The following is a 20573-nucleotide window of genomic DNA, read 5'->3' as shown; positions in this document are numbered from 1 at the left end:
TGGCGGCGAAAAACGGGGGTCTTTCGGGTATCGGCAGGCGGCGCTCCCGACTTGAGCAACGCCCCGGAAACGGGCCTGTATAGTCGGCTCCGTGAGCATCCAGACCGACGATTTCGCCCCCGCACCGCGGGTCGTTTCCGCCACCACTTTTTCGCCCAAGGAAGAAGCGATCGAGCGCGCCCTGCGCCCCAAGCTGCTGGACGAATACGTGGGCCAGCAGAAGGTGCGCGAGCAGCTGGAGATCTTCATCGGCGCGGCCAAGAAGCGCGCCGAGGCGCTGGACCACGTGCTGCTGTTCGGCCCGCCGGGGCTGGGCAAGACCACGCTGAGCCACATCATTGCGCAGGAGCTCGGGGTGAACCTGCGCCAGACCAGCGGACCGGTGCTGGAAAAGCCCAAGGACCTGGCGGCGCTGCTGACCAACCTCGAACCGAACGACGTGCTGTTCATCGACGAGATCCACCGGCTCTCGCCCGTCGTCGAGGAAATCCTCTACCCGGCGCTGGAGGACTACCAGATCGACATCATGATCGGCGAGGGGCCGGCGGCGCGCAGCATCAAGCTGGACCTGCAGCCCTTCACCCTGGTCGGCGCCACCACCCGCGCCGGCATGCTGACCAACCCGCTGCGCGACCGCTTCGGCATCGTGGCGCGGCTGGAGTTCTACACCGCCGAGGAGCTCTCGCGCATCGTCACGCGCAGCGCCGGCCTGCTGAACGCGCCCATCGACGCCGCCGGCTCGTTCGAGATCGCGCGCCGTTCGCGCGGCACGCCCCGCATCGCCAACCGCCTGCTGCGCCGCGTGCGCGACTTCGCGGACGTCAAGGGCGACGGCCGCATCACGGCCGACATCGCCGGACGCGCGCTGACCATGCTGGATGTCGACCCGCAGGGCTTCGACCTGATGGACCGCAAGCTGCTCGAAGCCGTGATCCACCGCTTCGACGGAGGCCCGGTCGGGCTGGACAACATCGCGGCGTCCATCGGCGAGGAGCGCGACACCATCGAGGACGTGATCGAGCCTTACCTGATCCAGCAGGGCTATCTGCAGCGCACGCCGCGCGGGCGCACCGCCACGCTGGCGGCCTACCGCCACCTGGGCGTGGCGCCGCCGCAGTCGGGCGATCAGCTGTTCCAGGACGCCGGCTGACGTGGACACGGCGCAGGACGACCCGACCGGGCTGCCCGCCAGCGCGGCGACGCTGTACCGCGCGGCGCTGGGTCCGGCCGGCGCCAGCGCCTATCTCCCGGTCATCGCGCGCTTCGAGGAGCGTGGGCGCTCGGCCATGGTGTGGAACACGCGCGCGGCGCTGGGCCAGCTGGCCTGGCTGGTGTACTGGCGGCTGTGGGGCGCCGCGCTCGCGCAGGCCGGGCTGGCGCTCGCCGCCGCCGCGGCCCTGGGCTGGCTGTGGATGCGTGCCGAGGGCGTGCCCACGGGCATCCGGATCGGGCTGACGGCGTCGGCCCTGGTGTTGTGGTGCGCGCTGCCCGGGCTCTGGGGCATGGCCTGGCTGCACCGGGGCCTGCGCGAGCGCGTGGCCGCCGCTGTCGAGCAGGCCGACAGTTTCCAGGAGGCGGTGGAGCGGCTGGAGCGTTCCGAGTACGGCTGGCGCGTGGCGGGTCTGGTGGCCGCGGCTGCGGTCCTGGTGGTGGTGGCCTTGCTGGCCGGGGTGGTCGGGCAGCAGTGGCGCCCGGCGGCTGTGGGTGCGGCGCAGGTTCAGTCGCCCGCACCGCCGCAGCGAGCGCCACGGCTCCTGCCGTCGCCCCCCGTGGCATCGCCCACCGAGGCACCGCCGGCAACGCCCGCCGTGCTGCCGGTTCAAGCCCCTGTCGAACCCGTGGCGGCTGCACCCACCCCGGCGGCGCCCGAGCCGGTGCTTCGGCCCCGGCCGCGCGGTTTCGGCGTCAACGTGGGGATGTTCGCCAGAGAGGCCAACGCCGAGCGCGCCAAGGCGCGGCTGGTCGAAGCCGGCCTGCCGGTGCTGGACGACCCGATCGAGTCGGCGCGGGGGCCGCTCACCCGCGTGCGGGTGGGGCCCTTCGAGCGGCGCGAAGAGGCCGAGCAGGCCGCGGCGAAGGTGCGGGCCCTGGGGCTCGAAGCCCGGGTCTACGCGCCCTGACGCGGCGCCGCTGGCAGCAGGCCGGCCACCATCAGGCCCTGCGCCGCGTAGTAGGTCGAGAGCACCAGCAGGTCGCGCGCCGGCAGCGGCACAAGGAAGCGGTCGGTCGCCAGCAGGGTGTCGCTGAGCATGAAGCACAGGGCGCCCGCGGCCACGCGCCAGGCCGCCGGATCGGCGTGCACGCGGGCCCGCCCCAGCGCCTGCGACACCATCAGTGCGATGACCAGCACATAGGCCGCCACTGGCGCCCGCAGGCCCGGCGGCAGACCGCCGCTCCACGGCCCTCCGCTCCAGAGCAGCGCGTACATCACCAGACCCACAGCGCCCACCGCTCCCAGCGCCCGCCGGTCAGCGAACCAGGGCGCGTCGGACCGCAGGCGGGCGATGTAGGCCAGGTGCGCGAGCAGGAACGACGCCAGGCCGGCGATGAAGAAGCCCTCGAACATCAGGAAGGCGTCGCCGGCCAGCGAGCCTGCGAGCGCGGCCAGCAGCCAGCCCTTGTGGCGGACGTCCGCGCGCAGCACCAGACCGATGACGACCAGCATGGTCAGCGGCTTGAACACCCGGTGCAGTTCGGTCCAGCCTTCCGCGGCGGCGAGTGTGGCCAACGCGGCGCTGAGCACCATCAGCACCATTCCCGGGCCTATGCGGCCCTGCAGCAGCGCGCCCTGCGCCCAGAGCCCGGCCAGCAGGGCGGCGGTCCAGGCCAGGTTGCCCGGCAGGGCGCGCGCGTCGGCGGTCCAGAGGAAGAAGGCGACGCCGCCGAGCAGCAGCACGAACACCAGTGCCGCCAGCGCCTGCGCGCCGCGCGAGGCGGGCGGGTCGAAGCGCTGCACGGCGCCGAGGTCGAAGGCCGGGGTCGGCCAGCGCGCCGCCACATCGGGCGCGCGCCAGCCGGGGGGCTTGATCCAGGTGCGCAGCCGGTCGCCCCAGCGGCCGGTGCGCGCGCTGTCGCGGGCCAGCCCCGCGTAGACCTCGGCGTTGGCCCAGACCGGGTCCCAGCTCTGCAGCGGCTTGCGCGTGCCGTAGACGCAGGGTTCTTCCGGGTCCTCGGGTTCGAAGCTGCCGAACAGGTGGTCCCACAGCATCAGGATGCCGCCGTAGTTCTTGTCCAGGTAGCGGTCGTTCACGGCGTGGTGCACGCGGTGGTTCGAGGGCGAGGCGAACCAGCGGTCGAAGCGGCCGAGCGAGCCGACCTGCTCGGTGTGGATCCAGAACTGGTAGAGCAGGTCCACCAGACCGACCACCGCGAACACCAGCGGCGGCACGCCGGCCAGCGCCATCGGCAGGTAGAACACCCAGCCCAGCAGCGCGTAGCTGGCGGGCTGGCGCAGCGCGGTGGAGAGGTTGTAGTGCTGGCTCTGGTGGTGCACCACGTGCGCGGCCCAGAGCAGGCCCACCTCGTGGCCCAGGCGGTGGTTCCAGTAGTAGAGGAAGTCGTAGAACACCAGTGCCAGCAGCCAGCCGGCGGACGAGGTCCAGAAACCGTCGTTGCGCCACAGGGCCGCGTGGTCCTGCACCCAGACGTAGATGCCCAGGCGCAGCGCGAACGTGAACACGTCGGCGATGCGGCTGAGCATGCCCAGGCCGATGCTGCTGAATGTGTCGGCCAGCGCGTAGGTGTTGCGCCTGCGCCGTCGCCCGACCCAGAACTCGATGGCGATGAGCAGCAGGAACACCGGCGTGGCGAGTACGATGACTTGGTTCGGTGTCATGGCAGGCGTCGGTGGCTCAGGCGGTGCTCTCGTCCAGCGCCCCGTCGTCCTGCAGGTGTCCGGTGTCGGCCCAGCCCACCAGGCCCAGGCCCTCGGGTGTCCAGAGCAGGCGGTTGACCGCGGTGTTGCTCAGGTCCCAGCTGCGCGGCGCCTGCAGCTCCAGCCGTGTGGCCGCACGGTAGAGGATGTCCAGCACGCCGCCGTGGGCCACCAGCATCAGTTGTTCGCCGGGGTGGCGCGCGGCGATCTCGTCGACGGCGGCGACCACGCGTTCGCGCAGCTGCAGCAGCGACTCGCCGCCCGGTGGCGCGAAGTCGGGCACGCGCTTGCGCCAGGCCAGTGCGTCCTCCGGGTGGTGGGCCTCGATCTCGGCCCAGGTCAGGCCCTCGAATCGGCCGAAGGCGCGCTCGCGCAGGCCCTTGTGGGTCTGCACCGGTTTGCCGTGGGCACGGGCCGTGGTGCTGGCGGTGTCGAAGGCGCGCGAGAGGTCGCTGGCGTAGAACGCGGCGATGGGTTCGTCGCGCAGGGCCAGGGCGAGGCGCTCGGCCTGCCAGCGGCCCTTGTCGGACAGGGCGATGTCGGTGTGGCCCTGGATGCGGGTGTCGCGGTTCCAGGCGGTTTCGCCGTGGCGCACGGCGATGATGCGGGTGACGTGCAAGAAGAAGCCCCGGGGTGAGAAAACGGTCACTGTAGCGCCGGACGGACGGTCTGACCACCGGATGGTCGATGGGCCGGTCCGGAGGACGACGCGACACAATACGGCGATGCCCGAACACCACGACGCCCGCGTGGCGGACTTCTCGTCGCTGTTCCAGTTCCTGCCGATCGGTGCCTACCGGAGTTCCAGGGACGGTGTGATGCTGCGCGCCAACCCGGCGCTGGTGCAGCTCAACGGCTACAGCGACGAGCAGGCCATGCTGGACGACGTGAACCGGGCCAGCAGCGACTGGTATGTGCAGCCCGGCCGCCGGGCCGAGTTCCAGGCGCAGCTGGTGCGCGACGGCTTCGTGCGCGGCTTCGTCTCCGAGGTGGTGCGCCACCGCGACCGGCAACGCCGCTGGGTGAACGAGAACGCCCACGGGGTGTACGACCCGCAGGGGCGGCTGCTCTACTACGAAGGCACGGTCGAGGACATCAGCGAGCGCATGCAGGTCGAGCTGGCGCTGCGTGACAGTGAGGCGCTCTGGAAGCTGGCGCTGGACAGCGCCGGGGACGGCGTGTGGGACTGGAACCTCGTGACCGGCGACGAATACGTGTCGCCGCGCATCAAGGCCATGTACGGCTACACCGACGAGGAACTGATGCCGCGCGCGCAGGAGCTGGACGGGCGGACCCACCCGGACGATGTGGACCAGATGCAGGCCGACCGCCAGGCGCACTTCGACGGCCGCACCGCCCTCTACCGCAACGAACACCGCATCCGCTGCAAGGACGGGTCGTGGAAGTGGGTGCTGTCGCGCGGCATGGTGATCGCACGCGACGCCGACGGCCAGCCGCTGCGCATGGTGGGCACGCACACGGACATCACCGAACTCAAGCAGGCCGAGGCGCAGCAGCGGGCGCTGGAGACGCAGCTGCGCGAGTCGCAAAAGATGGAGGCCATCGGCACCCTGGCCGGCGGCGTGGCGCACGACTTCAACAACCTGCTGGCCGCCATCCTGGGCAACCTGGCCCTGGCGCGCGAAGACGTGGGGCCGGACCACGCCGCCCAGGAGAGCCTGGCCGAGATCCACCGCGCGGCGATCCGCGCGCGCCAGCTGGTGCAGCAGATCCTGGCCTTCAGCCGGCGCCAGACGCAGGAGCTGCAGCGCCAGCCACTGAAGCCGCTGGTGGACGAGGCGCTGCGGCTGATGCGCTCGCTGCTGCCCGCGGGCGTGCGGCTGAGCACCCGCCTGGCCTCGTCGCCGCTGCCGGTGCTGGCCGACGCGACGCAGGTGCAGCAGGTGCTGATGAACCTGTGCACCAACGCCTGGCAGGCGCTGGATCAGCGATCTGGCGACATCACCGTGAGTCTGGACGAGGTGGAACTGGACGCGGCGCAGGCCCTGCGGCTGGGCCATCTGCCGCCCGGCGCCTATGCCTTGCTGAGCGTGGCCGACAACGGCCCGGGCATGGACGAGGCGACGCAGCAGCGCGTGTTCGAGCCTTTCTTCACCACCAAGGCGCCGGGCAGTGGCACCGGTCTGGGGCTGTCAGTGGTGCACGGCATCGTCAAGGCGCACCAGGGGGCGATCACGCTGCACAGCACGCCGGGCGAAGGCACCCGGTTCGATGTCTACCTGCCGCTGGCCTCGGGTGCCGCGGACGCCGAGGCACCTGCACCCGCCGCACCGCCACCGGCCGTTCCCGCGCCGCCGGGGCGGCACATCGTCTACGTGGACGATTACGAAGCGCTGGTGTTCCTGGCCGGCCGGCTGCTGCGCAAGCAGGGGTACCGGGTCAGCACCTTCCTGTCGGGCGAGGAGGCCCTGGCCTGGTTCCGCGTCAGCCGGGAACCGGTGGACCTGTGCGTGACCGACCACAACATGCCGGGCATGAGCGGTGTGGAACTGGCGCAGGCGGTGCATGCGCTGCGGCCCGGGTTGCGCATCGCCATCGTCTCGGGGCATGTGAACGAGGCGCTGCTAGATGCCGCGGCCGCGGCCGGGGTGTCCGATGTGCTGGGCAAGCAGGACAGCATGGATGCGCTGGCCGACGCGGTGCGCGCGTTGATGGAGGCGCCGCGGCGCTGACGGCGCCGGCCGGGGCTCAGCGCGGCAGGTCGATGTCGACCTGCCGGGGGCCGGACGGTGGCACCGGAAAACCGTTCAGCGCCGCCTGCAGCATGGCCTGCCACAGCGCCGGGGTGCTGTTCCAGCGGCCGTCGTGACCGGCCTGGGTTTCGTAGACCACGCGGCCAGACGCCGCGTCGCGGATCACCACGGCCACCTTGCGTTCGTACCAGGGCATGTCCATCGGCATCACGAACATCGGCGACCAGTAGAAATAGCCATTGCCGGCCACGACCTGCCCCCGGAAGCGCCAGCTGGGCCATGGGTCGTCCCAGGGGCTGCGGGCGTTGCGCACGGTGGTGGCCGTGACCTGCACCCGCCACGGGGCGTTGGCCGGCGCCTCGGCGACGGTCCAGCCGTGCGTTTCCAGCACGGTCCGGGTCCAGGCTTCCAGCCGGTTCTGGTCTTCGGCGGATCCTCCCTCCCGCTGCGAGGGCAGGCGCTCGAAGCGGTAGGTCTGCGGCGCCTGGGGCACGGCGGCCGGGGCCTGGGCGCCGGTGGGGATGTCGGCCGACCAGTGCGCGTAGCTCTGCACCGCGTTGTCCACACGGTAGGTGCCGGCGCAGCCGGCCAGGGCGAGGGTGGTCAGCAGGGCGAGGGCAAGGCGGGTCATGGTTCCTCCGGCGGGTTGGACGCCTGGCTCAGCACCCATATCAGGTGGTGGCGGCAATCGGTATGACCGTCGCACGGGGCCGGACGTTCACTTCCACAGCGTCCGCGTCGGCGGCGGGCGCGGGTGCCACCAGCGGCTCCTCGTCGAAGGCCAGGTCGCCGTCCTCCACCGGCGCACCGGTGGTCTGCAGGGTCTGGAAGGGGTAGAGCGAGCGGTCCATCAGGTGGCTGGGCACCACGTTCTGCAGCGCGTGCAGCATGTTCTCCAGCCGGCCGGGGAACTGCTTGTCCCAGTCGCGCAGCAGGTTGCCCACCTGCTTGCGCTGCAGGTTCTCCTGGCTGCCGCAGAGGGTGCAGGGGATGATGGGGAACTGCCGGTGTTCGGCCCAGCGGATCAGGTCCTTCTCGGGCACGTAGGCCAACGGGCGGATCACCATGAACTCGCCGTTGTCGCTGACCAGCTTGGCCGGCATGCCCTTGAGCTTGCCGCCGAAGAACATGTTCAGGAACAGGGTCTGCAGCATGTCGTCGCGGTGGTGGCCCAGCGCGATCTTGGTCGCGCCCAGCTCGCGCGCCACGCGGTAGAGGATGCCGCGGCGCAGCCGGCTGCACAGGCTGCACATGGTTTTGCCCGGCTCGATCTTTTCCTTGACGATGGAGTAGGTGTCCTGGGTTTCGATGTGGTACTGGATGCCCAGCTTGGACAGGTACTCGGGCAGGATGTGGTCGGGGAAACCGGGCTGCTTCTGGTCGAGGTTGACCGCGATCAGCTCGAAGTTCACCGGCGCGCGCTTCTGCAGCTTCATCAGGATGTCGAGCAGGCCGTAGCTGTCCTTGCCGCCGGAAAGGCAGACCATCACGCGGTCGCCTTCCTCGATCATGTTGTAGTCCACGATGGCGCGGCCGACCTCGCGGCACAAGCGTTTTTCGAGTTTCTTGTTTTCGAAGGCGAGTTTTTCTGGGGTCATCGGTCGGGCCTCGGGCCGGGGCGGTGTGCGTCAAACGCAACAGGTTCGCATTGCGGTATGCTGCAATGCACAAGTCGGTGGTCAAAACCCGCAAGATTGCGGCTTGTTACAGGCGGATTTAGGTCGAAAGCTACACTTTCTCCCCGTGTGAGCGGCCTTGTTGCGCCGCGCCATCCTGTTGTGTCCCTGCTGCGGCACAACCTGGGAAAAACATCAATTTTATTTGGAGTCCTTTATGTCCTTTGCTATTCATCGGGTCGCCCTGGCGTCCATGCTGGTTTCCATCGCCTCCGTCGCCATGGCCCAGACCGCCGGCATGACCACCGACCGCGACGGCAACACCGGCTACGCCACGCCCGAGGCCTGCGACGCCGCCATCCAGGGCGGCACGGCCAAGTTCTACAAGCCCCAGACCAAGCAGAAGCCCAAGCTGCGCGCCGGTGAGGCCTCGGTGTCGCCGATGCTGCTCAAGGACCTGAGCCCCACATACGCCAAAGGCGCCTGCGACAAGGGTGTGGCCACGGCCCGCGGCCGCGGCGGCGTGAGCAAGGCGCTGCAGGGCAAGTGGATCCCGTTCAGCCCGACCATGGAAGTCAACGCGTACAAGGACGCCAGCGGCAAGATCGTGCGCGTGACCATGCGCCAGTGCGACAACCACTTCTCCGACCTGCTGCCGCGCCCGACCCCGGTGGCCGCTCCGGCCCCGGCTCCCGCCGTGGTCCCCGCGCCCGCCCCGGTGGCGGCCGCGCCTGCGCCCGCTCCGGTGCCCGCACCTGCACCGGTGGTGCCCAAGGCCGCTGAAGTCGTGGCCTTCCCGTACGTCTTCGGCACCCTGGGCGCCCAGCGCGACCTGATCGGCAACGGCCCGATCGACGGCATCGCCCAGCACAACGACCACGACACCAAGCCCGCCCTGCAACTGGGCGCCGGCTACCAGTTCAACAAGCTCTGGGGTGCGGAAGCCTTTGCACAGTTCGGCAGCAGCCACAACTTCGAGAACGGCCTGGAGTCCAAGGTCAACGCCCTGGGCCTGCGCGGCACCGTCGGCACCGACCTGGGTGAAGCCACCCGCCTGTTCGGCAAGGCCGGCGTGGCCCGTGTGAAGCACACCGACGCCGTCGAAGGCACGCAGACCCGCCCGACCCTGGGCCTGGGCCTGACCCACGCCTTCACCAAGAACCTGTCCCTGCGCAGCGACTTCGATGTGTTCCTGAAGAAGAGCTCGGACGAAGCGCGTTCGTGGAAAGAGCTGATGTACCTGGGCGTCGGCGTCCAGTACAACTTCAAGTGATGCCGTCGCTGGTGGCCTGAAGCACCAGCCTGTACATCAAAAGGGCCCCGCGAGGGGCCCTTTCTTTTTTCAGAACCGGGACGGCGTGCGCCTCACCACTGCCCGCTTTCCATGCGGATCGCGACCTCGCAGTCGTCGAAGATCTCCAGCTTGGCGATCTTGACCCGCACGCCGATCACGCCAGGCAGCTGCATCAGGCGCCGCGTGAGCTTGCCGATCAGGCTCTCCAGCAGGTTCACGTGTTCGGCGGTGCACTCGTCGATGATGATCTGGCGCACCTTGCGGTAGTCCAGCACGTGGCTGATGTCGTCGTCGTGCGGCAGCAGAGGCTGGGTGCCCTGGTTGAGCTCGGCATCGACCTGGATCGGCTGCGGGCTGGTCTTCTCGTGCTCCAGGATGCCCAGGTTGGCGTCGAAGCGCAGCCCGGTGAGGGTGAGGATCTGGGTGCCGGCGTGGTTCGTGGAGTTCATGGGCATCCGCCTCACATCATCGAAAAGTCGCGCTCGAAGCGCATCAGGTGCTGGCCGCCGTCGACCAGCAGCGTGGTGCCGGTGACCGAGCGGTTGCCCAGCGCAAAGGCCACGGTGGCGGCCACGTCCTCCGGGGTGGACGAGCGGCCCAGCGGCGACTGGCGGTGCAGGGTCTGGAATTTCTCATCGCTCAGCAGGTGGCTGGTGAGCGTCAGGCCCGGCGCCACGCCCACCACGCGCACGCGCGGCGCCAGCGCCAGCGCCAGCATGCCGGTGGCCGCTTCGAGCGCCGCCTTGGAGAGGGTGTAGCTCAGGAAGTCGGGGTTGAGGTTCCAGAGCTTCTGGTCCAGCAGGTTGACCACCGCGCCCTCCGCATCGCGCGTGGCCAGGTGCGCGTGCAGCGCCTGGGCCAGCAGGATGGGCGCGCCGGTGTTGCTGCGCAGGTGGGTTTCCATGGTGGCAAAACCGAAGCTGGTCGCGTCGTCGTGTTCGAACAGCGAGGCGCTGTTGACGACCGCGTCGACCGCGCCGAAGTGCGCCACCACGGCCGGCAGCAGGGCGCGCACCGCGGCCTCGTCGGCGAGGTCGGCGCCGAAGGTGGCGGCGCTGCCCGGGCGTCCGGTCAGCGCGTCGCAGTCGCGCGCGGTCTGCCCGGCTTCGGCGGCCGACTGCCGGAAGTGCACCGCGACGTTCCAGCCGGCGCGGGCCAGCGTGAGCGCGATCTCTCGGCCCAGGCGCTTGCCGGCACCGGTGACCAGCGCGGTGCGCGACGGCCTGTTGTCAGAGGAGGTGTGGGCGGTCATGTCGGGTGTGCAGGGGCAGGCTGGCAGTGTAGCGAGCAGCACAGGGTGTGCCGTGCCGTGACGATAATCGTCCATTGCCCCGACACAGGGGAGGGAGGCTCATCGCATGGAACTGCTGACGCTGGAACACTTTTCGGGCTGTGTGAACCAGTCCTTCACCACCCGGCTGGACGACGTGAACCTGGAGTTCGTGCTGGTCGAGGCGCGGCCCATCGGCGCGGCGGCGCCCCATCCGATGCGCAAGCCGTTTTCCCTGCTGTTCCGCAACACCGCGGCCGTGGTGTTCCCGCAAAAAACCTACCCGATGCACCACCCGCAGGTGGGCGAGGTCGGGATTTTCCTGGTGCCCATCGCCTACGAGAAAGCCGGCTTCCTGTACCAGGCGGTGTTCAACTGACCGGGCCTGTGTCCGGCCGGGGTGTCCAGCGCATGGACAGGTGGGCCCCCTCGTCACCGCCGGCCACAAACCCCAGTCGTTCATAGAGCCTGCGTGCGCCGGTGTTGGACTGCAACACGTGGAGGCGCACGCCGCAACCTTGGGCCATCGCCTGGGCCTGGCACTGCCGGATCAGCGCCGAGCCCAGCCCACCGTTGCGTGCGCGTGGGAACAGGCTGATGTGGACGATCAGGTGCTCGGGCGGCGTGCGCAGCAGATAGCAGTTGCCCGACACACCGTGGTGCCGATGCTCGATGGCCCAGAAGTCGGCCTCGGGGTAGTGGGTCACATAGTGCCGGTGCTGCAGCGCAAACTGTTGCTCCATGAACTGGCGTTTGACCAGCTCCGGCCACGGCACGAGCGCCATCTCTTCGGCACGCGTGCTGGCATAGAGGTCGCACAGCCAGGGCAGATCGGCATCGCGCAGCGGGCGCAGGAAAAACCCGCACTCCGTGAAAAGTGCGGGTCGGGGAGGATGCTCTGCGCGGCCGGGCGGAAATGGCACCAGGCCTGGCAGGAGAGGTGATGCCACGTCAGGGGAAAGCGGGGAAGACTCCCTGCAGCGCAATGCAGAAGTTCACGCCGAGATACGGCTGCTGGTTCTGGTGGGGGAGTCCGCCACCCTGGCTGGGCTGGACCATGTTCGGAGCCAGGCTGGTGTTGAGGGGCGCGGCGACGAAGTTCTTCGATGCCGTGGACGTGGCCAGGAATGAAAGCCCGCCGTTGCTGACCGGTGAATTCGAGCCACTGCCTGAAGCAGTCTGCGAGAACGCGTTGACACCATGGTTGTGCGCCGGGATCTGGTTGCTGGTCAGCGCGACGGAGTCGGTGCCGAAGGTCTCACCCAGCGAGCGCGGCGTGAGGCCCGGTCCCTGGCCCTGTTCACAGCCGGCACGACCGGCGAAGTTGGGCAGCTGGAATGTGGTCTTGCCATCGCCACCGTAGGTGGTGCCCAGCAGGGCGAACAGCGCCGTGTTCTGCTGGATCGGCAGTGTGGCGCCGTTGCAGAACGCCCAGCCGCGTGGATTGAAGTTGAAGCCGAACATCTGGATTTCGCCGACATAGGGTTCGCTCATGATCTGGTTCCTTTGTGGGGTTGTTCTGCGTTCAGGCCGGTTGCGGGAAGATGCCTTCGGTGGCAATGCAGTACTGCACGGTCAGTGTCGGCATGCAGTTCTCATGCGGCTGCGAACCGCCGCTCACCGTCAGCATCTGGTTCGACATCGCCGCTGCGTTGTTGCCGTTGATGGTGTTCACGTAGAACGTGTCGCTGCTGACGGTGCCCGGCAACAACGTCGGGCCGGGCGTGATGGCGGTGGATGCGCCCGTGGTGGCCACCATGACGTGCGAGTGCGCCGGCATCTGGGTCGGAAGCACGGTCACGCTTTCGGTGCCGGCACGCTGACCAATGACGTAGTTGCTCAGCCCCTGGCCCTGGCCCTGATGGATGGGGAGCCGGCCCTGCAGGTCGGGGACGGCGAACGTGTTCTGTCCGTCGCCGCCGTAGGTGGTGCCGATGAGCGCGAACAGCGCATCGTATTGGGAGATGGGCAGCAGGCTGCCGTCGCAGGCCTGCCAGCCGATGGGGGTGCGGCCGAAGCCGAACATGCGAATTTCGCCGATATAGGGTGTGGACATGAGACGGTGCTCCGAATGGTCAGTCGGGGGGCCTGGGTACGGGCCGTTAGTCGCGTGAAGGGAAGATGCCGCTGAGCGCGATGCAGAAGTTGATCGCGGTGTAGGGCTGGAGGTTGGGGTGCGGCTGGTTGCCGCCAGCGGGGGCGACTGTCTGCTGATTCAGAGGGACCAGCGGGCCGCTGGACGCGGCATAGAGCGACTGGTCTGCCGTGGTGTTGGTCGCGTACACCCTGTCGCGGGGTATGCGGTTGTCTCCCGCTGTGGTTGATGCGTTCACGCTGTGCACGTGCGCTGGCAGGTTGGTCGACAGCAGGGTCACGTTCTCGGCGCCGTCCGACTGGCCCATCTGCACCGGCGGGGGCTGCCAGCTGGGGTCCGCTGAGGTGGCATACCCGAGGGGTGTTCGTCCGCGCAGGTCGGGCAGTGCGAAGTTGGTGGTGCCGTTGCCCCCGAACTGTGTTCCCAGCAAGGCGAACAGCGCCTGGTTCTGGTTGATCGGCAGCAGCTGGCCGTTGCATTGCGCCCAGAACTTCGGCGCGAAGTTGAAGCCGGTCATCATGACCTGGCCAATGAAGAAGTCGCTCACGTGGGCTCCCTTTGGGTTAGTGGTGGGCGGTGGCTCAGCGCCGCCGCGCCGCATTCTTTGCAGCTTGGGCGGTCCGGGTCGAGCGTTCCCCTGTCAGCACTAGCAGGGAACATCGCCACTGTCCGACGGGTCTGGGGCGACAGTCGTCCCCCGGGTGATCTGGTGCCCGCGACCAGTGCCGTGAAAGAGAGGGCGATGTCGCTGTCGCTTGGCGGCAACGCCATTTGTTGCGAGATGTATCTATACTGCCCGACCGAAATGGTTTGCCTCCAGCGAACCGTTCATTCAAGCGACGCAAGCCGAAACGGCCGTGAGGGAGGGCGACATGCCTGCAGGATTTTTGAGTGGGGGTGCGGCTGCGTGCGCGCGCCGCGTGAGCGCGTGGCTGTTGCGTCTGGTGCTGCTGTTCGGCGCTGTTCTCCTGTGGCCCTCGCTGGCCTCGGCGCAGACGTCCTCCTTCTGTCCGTCACCGTTGACTGCGACGGTGAGCTGGGGTGGCTCCGTGGTCGTCGATGTCACTGCCTGCCAAAGTGGTTTCGGCGGCGTGAGCGGGCCCTTCGCCCCGTTCGCACAGCATGGCACGGTCACACTGGGTCCGGGCACCGGCGGGCCGCAGTCGCTCACCTACGCACACAACGGCAGCACGCCCGCGGGCGGGGGCAGCGACACGATCTGGCTGGAGGACGACTTCGGCGACACCGTGCGGGTGAACATCACCATCTCGGCGCCGGTCTCCGCGATCACCGTGTCGCCCTCCGCGTTGCCGACCATGACCGCCGGCACGCCGTTTTCGCAGACCCTCACCTCGTCTGGCGGCGTGGGCCCCTACACCTACACCTTGCAGACCGGCGCCCTGCCGGTCGGTCTCAGCCTGACCAGCGGAGGCGTGATCAGCGGCACGCCGACCCAGCGCGGTGCCTACAGCTTCAGCGTGCGTTCGACCGACAGCACCGCCGACTTCGTGGACCGGGGCTACACCGGCACGGTGCAGAACCCCTCGCTGTCCATCTCGCCGACCTCGGCCACCGCCATCCAGGGCGTGGCGTTTTCCCAGACGCTGACCGCCAGCGGGGGCGTCGCGCCGCACACCTACCAGCTTGAAACCGGCAGCTTCCCGGCCGGCATCACCATCTCCAGCGCTGGCGTGATCAGCGGCACCACCGCTGCCGCCACCGGCAGCTACCCGGTCACGCTGCGCGTCACCGACGCCAGCACGCCCAGTGGCGCGCCCTATTTCGAACTCGAGACCTTCACCCTCACCGTCAGCCCGCCGCCCAGCGTCACCATGACGGTGTCGCCAGCCAGCGTGAGCGAGGACGGGGCGACCAACCTGACCTACACCGTCACGCGCAGCCTGAACCTGTCCTCGCCGACCGTGGTGAACATCACCACCAGCGGCACTGCGACCTCGGGCGTCGATTACACCGGTGGTGTGGCCACGGTGACGATCCCGAGCGGGGCGACCACCGCGACGATCACCATCAACCCCGCGGTGGACGGCACCGTCGAACCGGATGAGACGGTCACGCTGACAGTGGCAGCGGGTTCCGGCTACACGGTCGGCGCACCGGCCAGCGCCACCGGCACCATCCTCAACGACGATATGCCGTCCGCCACCATCTCGGTGTCGCCGGCCAGCGTGGCCGAAGATGGCGCACCCAACCTGGTCTACACCGTCACCCTGAACCAGGCAGCGTTCTCCCCGATCAGCGTCGACTACACGATCGGCGGCACCGCTGCCAACGGCACCGACTACGCGACCATCGCATCGCCATTGGTCATTCCCGCTGGCAACACCACGGGCACGATCACGGTCAACCCGACCGCCGACGCCACCATCGAGGCCGACGAGACTGTCACCCTGACCCTCGCGGCCGGCTCCGGCTACACGGTGGGCGTGCCGACCAGCGCCACCGGCACGGTCCTCAACGACGACCTGCCGACGCTGACCATCAACGACGTCACCGTCAATGAAGGCAATGCAGGCACCACCAGCTTCACCTTCACGGTCAGCCTGGGCGCGCCGGCGGGCCCGGGCGGCGTCACCTTCGACATCGCCACCGCCAACGGCACCGCCACAGCCGGTGTCGACTACGTCGCCAACAGCCTGACCGGCCAGACCATCCCGGCTGGCAGCAGCAGCTACACCTTCACCGTACTGGTCAACGGGGATGCCCTGAACGAAGCGAGCGAGACCTTCTTCGTCAACGTCACCAACGTGGTCAATGCGGTCGTCGTGGACGGGCAGGGTGTGGGCACCGTGGTCAACGACGACCCGCTGCCGAGTCTGTCGATCGACGACGTGACGGTGGTAGAAGGCAACAGCGGCACGACCAATGCGGTGTTCACGGTGACCCTCAGCGCCGCCAGCGGCCAGACCGTGAGCGTGAACTACACCACCGCCGACGGAACCGCCACCCAGCCCGCCGACTACACCAGCACCAGCGGCACGCTGACCTTCACGCCGGGCCAGACCACGCGGACCATCACGGTGCCGGTGGTGGGCGAGACCGTGCCCGAGGCCAACGAAACCTTCTTCGTCAACCTCAGCGGCGCGTCCAACGCCACCATCGCCGACAACCAGGGCGTCGGCACCATCACCAACGACGATGTGCCCGTGACGGTGAGCCCGGGCACGCTGCCCGGTGGCGCCGTCACTGCGGCCTACAGCCAGACCCTCAGCGCCAGCGGGGGTGTCGCGCCCTATAGCTTTGCAGTGACGGCCGGCGCTTTGCCCGCGGGCCTGAGCCTGTCCGCGGGCGGTGTGCTCAGCGGCACGCCGACGGCGGGTGGCAGCTTCAACTTCACCGCCACCGCCACCGACAGCAGCCCATTCCCGGGCCCGTTCGCCGGCAGCCAGGCCTACACGCTCACCGTGACAGCGCCCACCATCGTCCTGCCGGCGGCCAGCCTGGCCGGTGGCACGGTGGGCACGGCCTACGCCGACAGCATCACGGCGGCCTCGGGCGGCACGGCGCCCTACAGCTACGCGGTCACCGCCGGTGCACTGCCGGGCGGCCTGACCCTCAACGCCGCGAGCGGCGCCATCACCGGCACCCCCAGTGCGCCGGGCACGTTCAACTTCAGCATCACCGCGACCGACAGCAGCACGGGCACTGGCCCGTACACCGCGACCCGGGCGTATGCGATCACCGTGATCGACATCCCGCCGGTGGCCAACGCGGTGTCGCTCACCGTGGCGTACAACGCGGCGGCCACGCCGGTCACGCTGAACATCACTGGTGGTGCGGCGACTTCGGTGGCTGTCGCCAGCGCGCCAAGCCACGGCACGGCCATCGCCAGCGGCACCAGCATCACCTACCAGCCGACCACCGGCTACGGCGGGCCGGACAGCTTCACCTACACCGCGACCAACAGCGGCGGCACCTCGGCGCCGGCCACGGTCACCGTCACGGTGAATGACCCGGTCATCACCTCCACCGCCAGCGGCAGCTTCGCGGCCACCGTCGGCCTGCCGTATTCCCAGACCATCACCTTGTTCGGGGGCGCGCAGCCCTGGGGCGCTTACCAGGTCACCAACCTGCCGGCCGGGTTGTCGATCACCGGGACCACGGCCAACAGCGTGACCGTGTCCGGCACACCGACCCAGGCCGGCAGCTTCTCGCTCACCGGCTCTGCCACCGACAGCAGCACCGGCAACGGACCGTACACGGTGAGCGAGGTGTATGTGCTGACCGTGGCGGCGCCCGGTCTGGCGCTGGCCCCGGCCGCCGCCACCTTCAACACCCCCTATGCCGCGGCCTACAGCCAGAGCTTCACGGCCAGTGGCGGCACCGGTCCCTACAGCTACGCGCTGACGGGCTCCCTGCCGACGGGTGTGACGTTCTCGGGCAACACGGTCTCGGGCACGCCCACGGTGCCGGGCAGCACCAGCTTCACCATCACCGCCACCGACACCGGCTCCACCGGCACCGGCGCGCCGTTCTCGATCGCGCAGAACTACACGCTGACCGTCGCCGCAGCGGCCATCGTGGTGAGCCCGGTGACCCTGCCCGGTGCCACCGCCGGCACCGCCTACAGCCAGACCCTCACCGCCAGCGGCGGCGTGGCCGCCTACAGCTTTGCCCTGAGCGCCGGCAGTCTGCCCGCCGGGCTGACCCTGAGCACGGGGGGCGCGCTGAGCGGCACGCCGACCGAGGCTGGCAGCTTCCCGATCACCGTGACCGCGACGGACGCCAACGGCCAGACCGGCAGCCGCGCCTACACCCTGGTGGTGGGCGCGCCCACGCTGACCATGACGCCGGCCCCGGGCACGCTCAGTGCGCCCTACGGCGTGCCCTTCAGCCAGACCTTCGCTGTCAGCGGCAGCCCGGGCCCGTACAACCGGGTGATGATCGGCTCCTTGCCGACCGGCCTGACGATCAGCGGTTACACGATATCGGGCACCCCGACGCAACTGGGCAGTTTCAACATCAGCATCATGATGGTGGATTCCGGCCTGACCGGGACCGGCGCGCCGTTCTCGATCACGCAGAACTACACCATCGAGGTGGCCGCGCCGACGGTCGTGGTCAGTCCGGCCACCCTGCCGAACCCCGCCATCGGTGTGGCCTACAGCCAGACGCTCACGGCCAGCGGGGGCATCGCGCCTTACAGCTTCGCCCTGACCGCTGGCAGCCTCCCGACCGGCCTTACCCTGGGCAGCGGCGGCGCGCTCACCGGCACGCCGACCGAGGTGGGCAGCTTCAACTTCACGGTCGCCACGACCGACAACTTCAGCCAGGTCGGCAGCCGGGCCTACACCATGGTCATCGGCGCGCCGACGCTGTTGATGACACCGGCCGCCGGCACGCTGACAGCGCCGTACGGCAGCGCCTACACACAGACCTTCAGCACCAGCGGCAGCCCAGGTCCGCACACCTATGCGCTGACCGGCGCACTGCCGGCGGGTCTGAGCTTTGCCGGCGGCACGCTGTCCGGCACGCCGACCGCGCCTGGCAACTATCCCGTCACCATCACGGCGACCGACAGCGTGCTGACCGGAGCCGGCGCGCCGTTCTCGGTGGCCCAGAACTACAGCATCGAGGTGGCCACGCCCACCATCGTGATGGCGCCTGCCACCCTGCCCGAACCGGTCGCCGGTGAGGCCTACAGCCAGGCCATCACCGCCTCGGGTGGTGTGGCGCCTTACAGCTTCGCGGTTACCAGCGGGGCGCTGCCCTCGGGCCTGACCCTGAGCACCACCGGCCTGCTGTCGGGCACGACCACGCAGGTGGGGGCCTTCAGCTTCACAATCACCGCCACCGACGCCAACGGACAGATCTCGACCCGCAGCTTCGCGATGGCCGTGACCTCGACACCGCGCCAGACCCTGGACAAGCAGGTGCTGAGCAACGCCGACGAAGACGGCAACGGCCAAGTCTCGCTCAACGACACCCTGACCTACCGCGTCACGGTGACCAACTCCGGCTTCGTGCCGCTCACCGACGTGGTGATCAGCGATGCCCAGATCAACCCCGGCAATGCCGTCTGTGCCAGCGTGCTGCCGGGCCAGACCTGCGTGCTGCAGGGCACCTACCGGGTCACAGCGGCCGATGCCCGTGCCCGACGGGTGGTGAACGTGGCCACCGCCACCAGCAATGTGTGCGCCGCGGGCAGCCAGGACGCGCAGTGCCGCGTGACGTTGACGACGCAGGTGGTGAACGCCGTGATCCGGGCGAAGGACGATGAGTTCGGCGAAGTCATGTGCCCCAAATCGGACGTGGTGGTGGGCAACGCCTATAAGAACGACACCCTGGACGGCCGGCCCGTCCGTGCGGCCGACATCCTGGGCACCGTGACCTCCCCGGCCAAACCCGCCAAGCCAGGCAAACCCGTGCCCGAGCTCAACACGGCCACGGGCGAAGTGAAGGTGCCGGCCGGCACGCCGGGCGGCACCTACGTCATCGGCTACCGGATCTGCCAGCGCAGCGTGTCGAACAACTGCGACAGCGCGCGGATCGTGGTGAAGGTCAAGCAGTGCCAGGTGCTGGTGCGGGTCATCAAGACCGCACAGACCCGGCAGGCCCGCGTGGGCGACTTTGTGTCCTACACCCTGCAGATTGACAACCTCACCGAAAACGACGGTGAGGTCGACGGCCTGCAGATCGTGGACACGCCGCCGCCGGGCTTCAGCCTGGTGCCGGGCAGCGTGCGCTTCCAGGACGTGGACGCGCGCGGCACGGCCAGCGGGACCGGCCCGATCACCCTGGGCCAGATCGACCTGGCGGGCAACGGCCGGGCGCACATCAGCTACGTGGTGCGCGTGGGTGCCAACGCGCGCCGGGGCGAGGCCACCAACACCGCCGAACCCTTCCACGAAGGTGCCAAGGTCGGCAGCACGGCCAAGGCCGTGGTGGTGGTGAGCGCCGACCCGGACACCGACGAAACCTCCATCATCGGCAAGGTGTTCATCGACCAGGACGGTGACGGCTGGCAGGACAGTGCCGACGCGCAGGGCGTGCGCATCCAGGGCGGCATCGACCCCGCCGTCTATGTGGCCGGCTCCACCACGGTGGACCGCGGGCAGGGCGCCCAGCCCGAGCCCGACGCCAGCGCTCCGCTGCTGCACGGCATCCGCCTCGGCACGCTGCGGGGGCGCGAAAGTGGCGACGCCGCGGTGCCATCACACAGCGTGGTGATCAGCCAGTGGGTGACAGCACCTGTGTTCACCAGCGACACCGTGGTGACCAGTGAGGACGGGGCGCGGCTGGTCGTGGCGCCCGGCGGCGATGTCCGCTACGAGCACGCAGGCGACGTCGCCGCGGGTCTGAACAACCAGGACCTGCGCGTGCAGCGCACGGTGACGCCGCAGGAGGGTCGCTACCGGGTGGACTACATCGTCACCAACCACGGCGTCTCGGAAGTGGGCATTCCGGGCGTGCGCCTGGCCAGCCCCGAAGGACTGGTCGTGCAGACCGACAGCTACGGGCGCTTCCATCTGGTCGGCATCGATGCAGCGGCACGCGCCCATGGACGCAACTTCGTGCTCAAGGTGGACCCGGTCAGCTTGCCGCAGGGCGCGCGGGTGACCTCGGCCAACCCCCTGGTGCGTCGCCTGACGGGCGGGCTGGCGGTGCGCTTCGACTTTGGCGTGGGCTTCGGCGCTCCGGCACCGGCCACGGCCCCTGCAACCCGGTGATGGCGCAGATGCCCGAAGACAC

At 69.4% G+C, this 20573-nt stretch carries 16 protein-coding genes; 6 read left to right on the top strand and 10 right to left on the bottom strand.

Annotated features, from left to right (window positions below):
* The first annotated feature begins 91 nt into the window (after positions 1-91).
* Together ruvB and HPS01S_RS10475 are read left to right on the top strand one after the other, a co-directional pair.
* A complete protein-coding gene (gene ruvB, locus HPS01S_RS10480) occupies positions 92-1150 on the top strand; it encodes a Holliday junction branch migration DNA helicase RuvB (protein WP_066155112.1) in 1059 nt (352 codons plus the stop codon).
* A 1-nt stretch (position 1151) separates the two neighbouring features.
* On the top strand, positions 1152-2120 hold the full coding sequence (locus tag HPS01S_RS10475) for an SPOR domain-containing protein (RefSeq protein ID WP_066155105.1): 969 nt from the start codon (positions 1152-1154) through the stop codon (positions 2118-2120).
* On the opposite strand, the gene HPS01S_RS10470 is transcribed toward HPS01S_RS10475, so the two are convergent.
* Together HPS01S_RS10470 and HPS01S_RS10465 are read right to left on the bottom strand one after the other, a co-directional pair.
* Positions 2108-3835, bottom strand: coding sequence for a lysoplasmalogenase family protein (locus HPS01S_RS10470; RefSeq protein WP_066155101.1), 1728 nt, complete (start codon positions 3833-3835; stop codon positions 2108-2110). The genes HPS01S_RS10475 and HPS01S_RS10470 overlap by 13 nt on opposite strands.
* Positions 3836-3851: 16 nt before the next feature.
* Complete coding sequence (locus tag HPS01S_RS10465; RefSeq protein ID WP_066155423.1) at positions 3852-4493, bottom strand: histidine phosphatase family protein; 642 nt, start codon at positions 4491-4493, stop codon at positions 3852-3854.
* Between the two features lie 106 nt (positions 4494-4599).
* Here HPS01S_RS10465 and HPS01S_RS10460 point away from each other — a divergent pair, with 106 nt between their 5' ends.
* On the top strand, positions 4600-6567 hold the full coding sequence (locus tag HPS01S_RS10460; RefSeq protein ID WP_066155098.1) for a hybrid sensor histidine kinase/response regulator: 1968 nt from the start codon (positions 4600-4602) through the stop codon (positions 6565-6567).
* A 16-nt stretch (positions 6568-6583) separates the two neighbouring features.
* Here HPS01S_RS10460 and HPS01S_RS10455 read toward each other — a convergent pair whose 3' ends face one another.
* Together HPS01S_RS10455 and ttcA are read right to left on the bottom strand one after the other, a co-directional pair.
* A complete protein-coding gene (locus HPS01S_RS10455) occupies positions 6584-7219 on the bottom strand; it encodes a DUF4136 domain-containing protein (protein ID WP_066155095.1) in 636 nt (211 codons plus the stop codon).
* A gap of 40 nt (positions 7220-7259) precedes the next feature.
* A complete protein-coding gene (ttcA, locus tag HPS01S_RS10450) occupies positions 7260-8186 on the bottom strand; it encodes a tRNA 2-thiocytidine(32) synthetase TtcA (RefSeq protein ID WP_066155092.1) in 927 nt (308 codons plus the stop codon).
* 235 nt (positions 8187-8421) lie between these two features.
* Here ttcA and HPS01S_RS10445 point away from each other — a divergent pair, with 235 nt between their 5' ends.
* The gene (locus HPS01S_RS10445; RefSeq protein ID WP_084397254.1) at positions 8422-9477 is read left to right on the top strand and encodes an outer membrane protein; all 1056 of its coding nucleotides are present in this window, start codon (positions 8422-8424) and stop codon (positions 9475-9477) included.
* Between the two features lie 92 nt (positions 9478-9569).
* Here HPS01S_RS10445 and HPS01S_RS10440 read toward each other — a convergent pair whose 3' ends face one another.
* Complete coding sequence (locus HPS01S_RS10440; protein ID WP_066155421.1) at positions 9570-9947, bottom strand: dihydroneopterin aldolase; 378 nt, start codon at positions 9945-9947, stop codon at positions 9570-9572.
* An 11-nt stretch (positions 9948-9958) separates the two neighbouring features.
* Entirely contained in the window at positions 9959-10750 is a 792-nt protein-coding gene (locus tag HPS01S_RS10435; protein ID WP_066155086.1) for an SDR family oxidoreductase, read from the bottom strand.
* A 106-nt stretch (positions 10751-10856) separates the two neighbouring features.
* On the opposite strand from HPS01S_RS10435, the gene HPS01S_RS10430 reads away from it, so the two are divergent.
* Positions 10857-11147 carry a DUF6916 family protein gene (locus tag HPS01S_RS10430; RefSeq protein WP_066155084.1) on the top strand — a complete coding sequence of 97 codons (291 nt, stop codon included), beginning with the start codon at positions 10857-10859 and terminating at the stop codon, positions 11145-11147.
* Here the strand turns inward: HPS01S_RS10430 and HPS01S_RS10425 are convergent.
* The 4 genes from HPS01S_RS10425 to HPS01S_RS10410 are packed head-to-tail and all read right to left on the bottom strand — an operon-like array spanning position 11140 to position 13410.
* Positions 11140-11718, bottom strand: a complete 579-nt coding sequence (locus HPS01S_RS10425) for a GNAT family N-acetyltransferase (protein WP_169803939.1) — start codon at positions 11716-11718, stop codon at positions 11140-11142. The genes HPS01S_RS10430 and HPS01S_RS10425 overlap by 8 nt on opposite strands.
* A gap of 1 nt (position 11719) precedes the next feature.
* Entirely contained in the window at positions 11720-12262 is a 543-nt protein-coding gene (locus HPS01S_RS10420) for a phage tail protein (RefSeq protein ID WP_066155081.1), read from the bottom strand.
* A gap of 31 nt (positions 12263-12293) precedes the next feature.
* Complete coding sequence (locus HPS01S_RS10415; RefSeq protein ID WP_066155079.1) at positions 12294-12824, bottom strand: phage tail protein; 531 nt, start codon at positions 12822-12824, stop codon at positions 12294-12296.
* A 46-nt stretch (positions 12825-12870) separates the two neighbouring features.
* Entirely contained in the window at positions 12871-13410 is a 540-nt protein-coding gene (locus tag HPS01S_RS10410; protein ID WP_066155076.1) for a phage tail protein, read from the bottom strand.
* A gap of 373 nt (positions 13411-13783) precedes the next feature.
* On the opposite strand from HPS01S_RS10410, the gene HPS01S_RS21795 reads away from it, so the two are divergent.
* Positions 13784-20551 carry a beta strand repeat-containing protein gene (locus HPS01S_RS21795; protein WP_066155074.1) on the top strand — a complete coding sequence of 2256 codons (6768 nt, stop codon included), beginning with the start codon at positions 13784-13786 and terminating at the stop codon, positions 20549-20551.
* The last annotated feature ends 22 nt before the right edge of the window (positions 20552-20573 follow it).

The sequence above is a fragment of the Hydrogenophaga pseudoflava NBRC 102511 genome, from assembly GCF_001592285.1.
Lineage (GTDB): Bacteria > Pseudomonadota > Gammaproteobacteria > Burkholderiales > Burkholderiaceae_C > Hydrogenophaga > Hydrogenophaga pseudoflava.
The sequence above is the reverse complement of the archived record's forward strand: the minus strand, read 5'-3'. Positions and strand labels throughout refer to the sequence as shown.

Excerpts from the sequence above, each read along its gene's own strand:
- HPS01S_RS10455 (WP_066155095.1), bottom strand. The coding sequence starts at position 7,219 with ATGACCCGCCTTGCCCTCGCCCTGCTGACCACCCTCGCCCTGGCCGGC.
- HPS01S_RS10470 (WP_066155101.1), bottom strand. The coding sequence starts at position 3,835 with ATGACACCGAACCAAGTCATCGTACTCGCCACGCCGGTGTTCCTGCTG.
- ttcA (WP_066155092.1), bottom strand. The coding sequence starts at position 8,186 with ATGACCCCAGAAAAACTCGCCTTCGAAAACAAGAAACTCGAAAAACGC.
- HPS01S_RS10445 (WP_084397254.1), top strand. The coding sequence starts at position 8,422 with ATGTCCTTTGCTATTCATCGGGTCGCCCTGGCGTCCATGCTGGTTTCC.
- HPS01S_RS10460 (WP_066155098.1), top strand. The coding sequence starts at position 4,600 with ATGCCCGAACACCACGACGCCCGCGTGGCGGACTTCTCGTCGCTGTTC.
- HPS01S_RS10415 (WP_066155079.1), bottom strand. The coding sequence starts at position 12,824 with ATGTCCACACCCTATATCGGCGAAATTCGCATGTTCGGCTTCGGCCGC.
- HPS01S_RS10430 (WP_066155084.1), top strand. The coding sequence starts at position 10,857 with ATGGAACTGCTGACGCTGGAACACTTTTCGGGCTGTGTGAACCAGTCC.
- HPS01S_RS10440 (WP_066155421.1), bottom strand. The coding sequence starts at position 9,947 with ATGAACTCCACGAACCACGCCGGCACCCAGATCCTCACCCTCACCGGG.
- HPS01S_RS10420 (WP_066155081.1), bottom strand. The coding sequence starts at position 12,262 with ATGAGCGAACCCTATGTCGGCGAAATCCAGATGTTCGGCTTCAACTTC.
- HPS01S_RS10435 (WP_066155086.1), bottom strand. The coding sequence starts at position 10,750 with ATGACCGCCCACACCTCCTCTGACAACAGGCCGTCGCGCACCGCGCTG.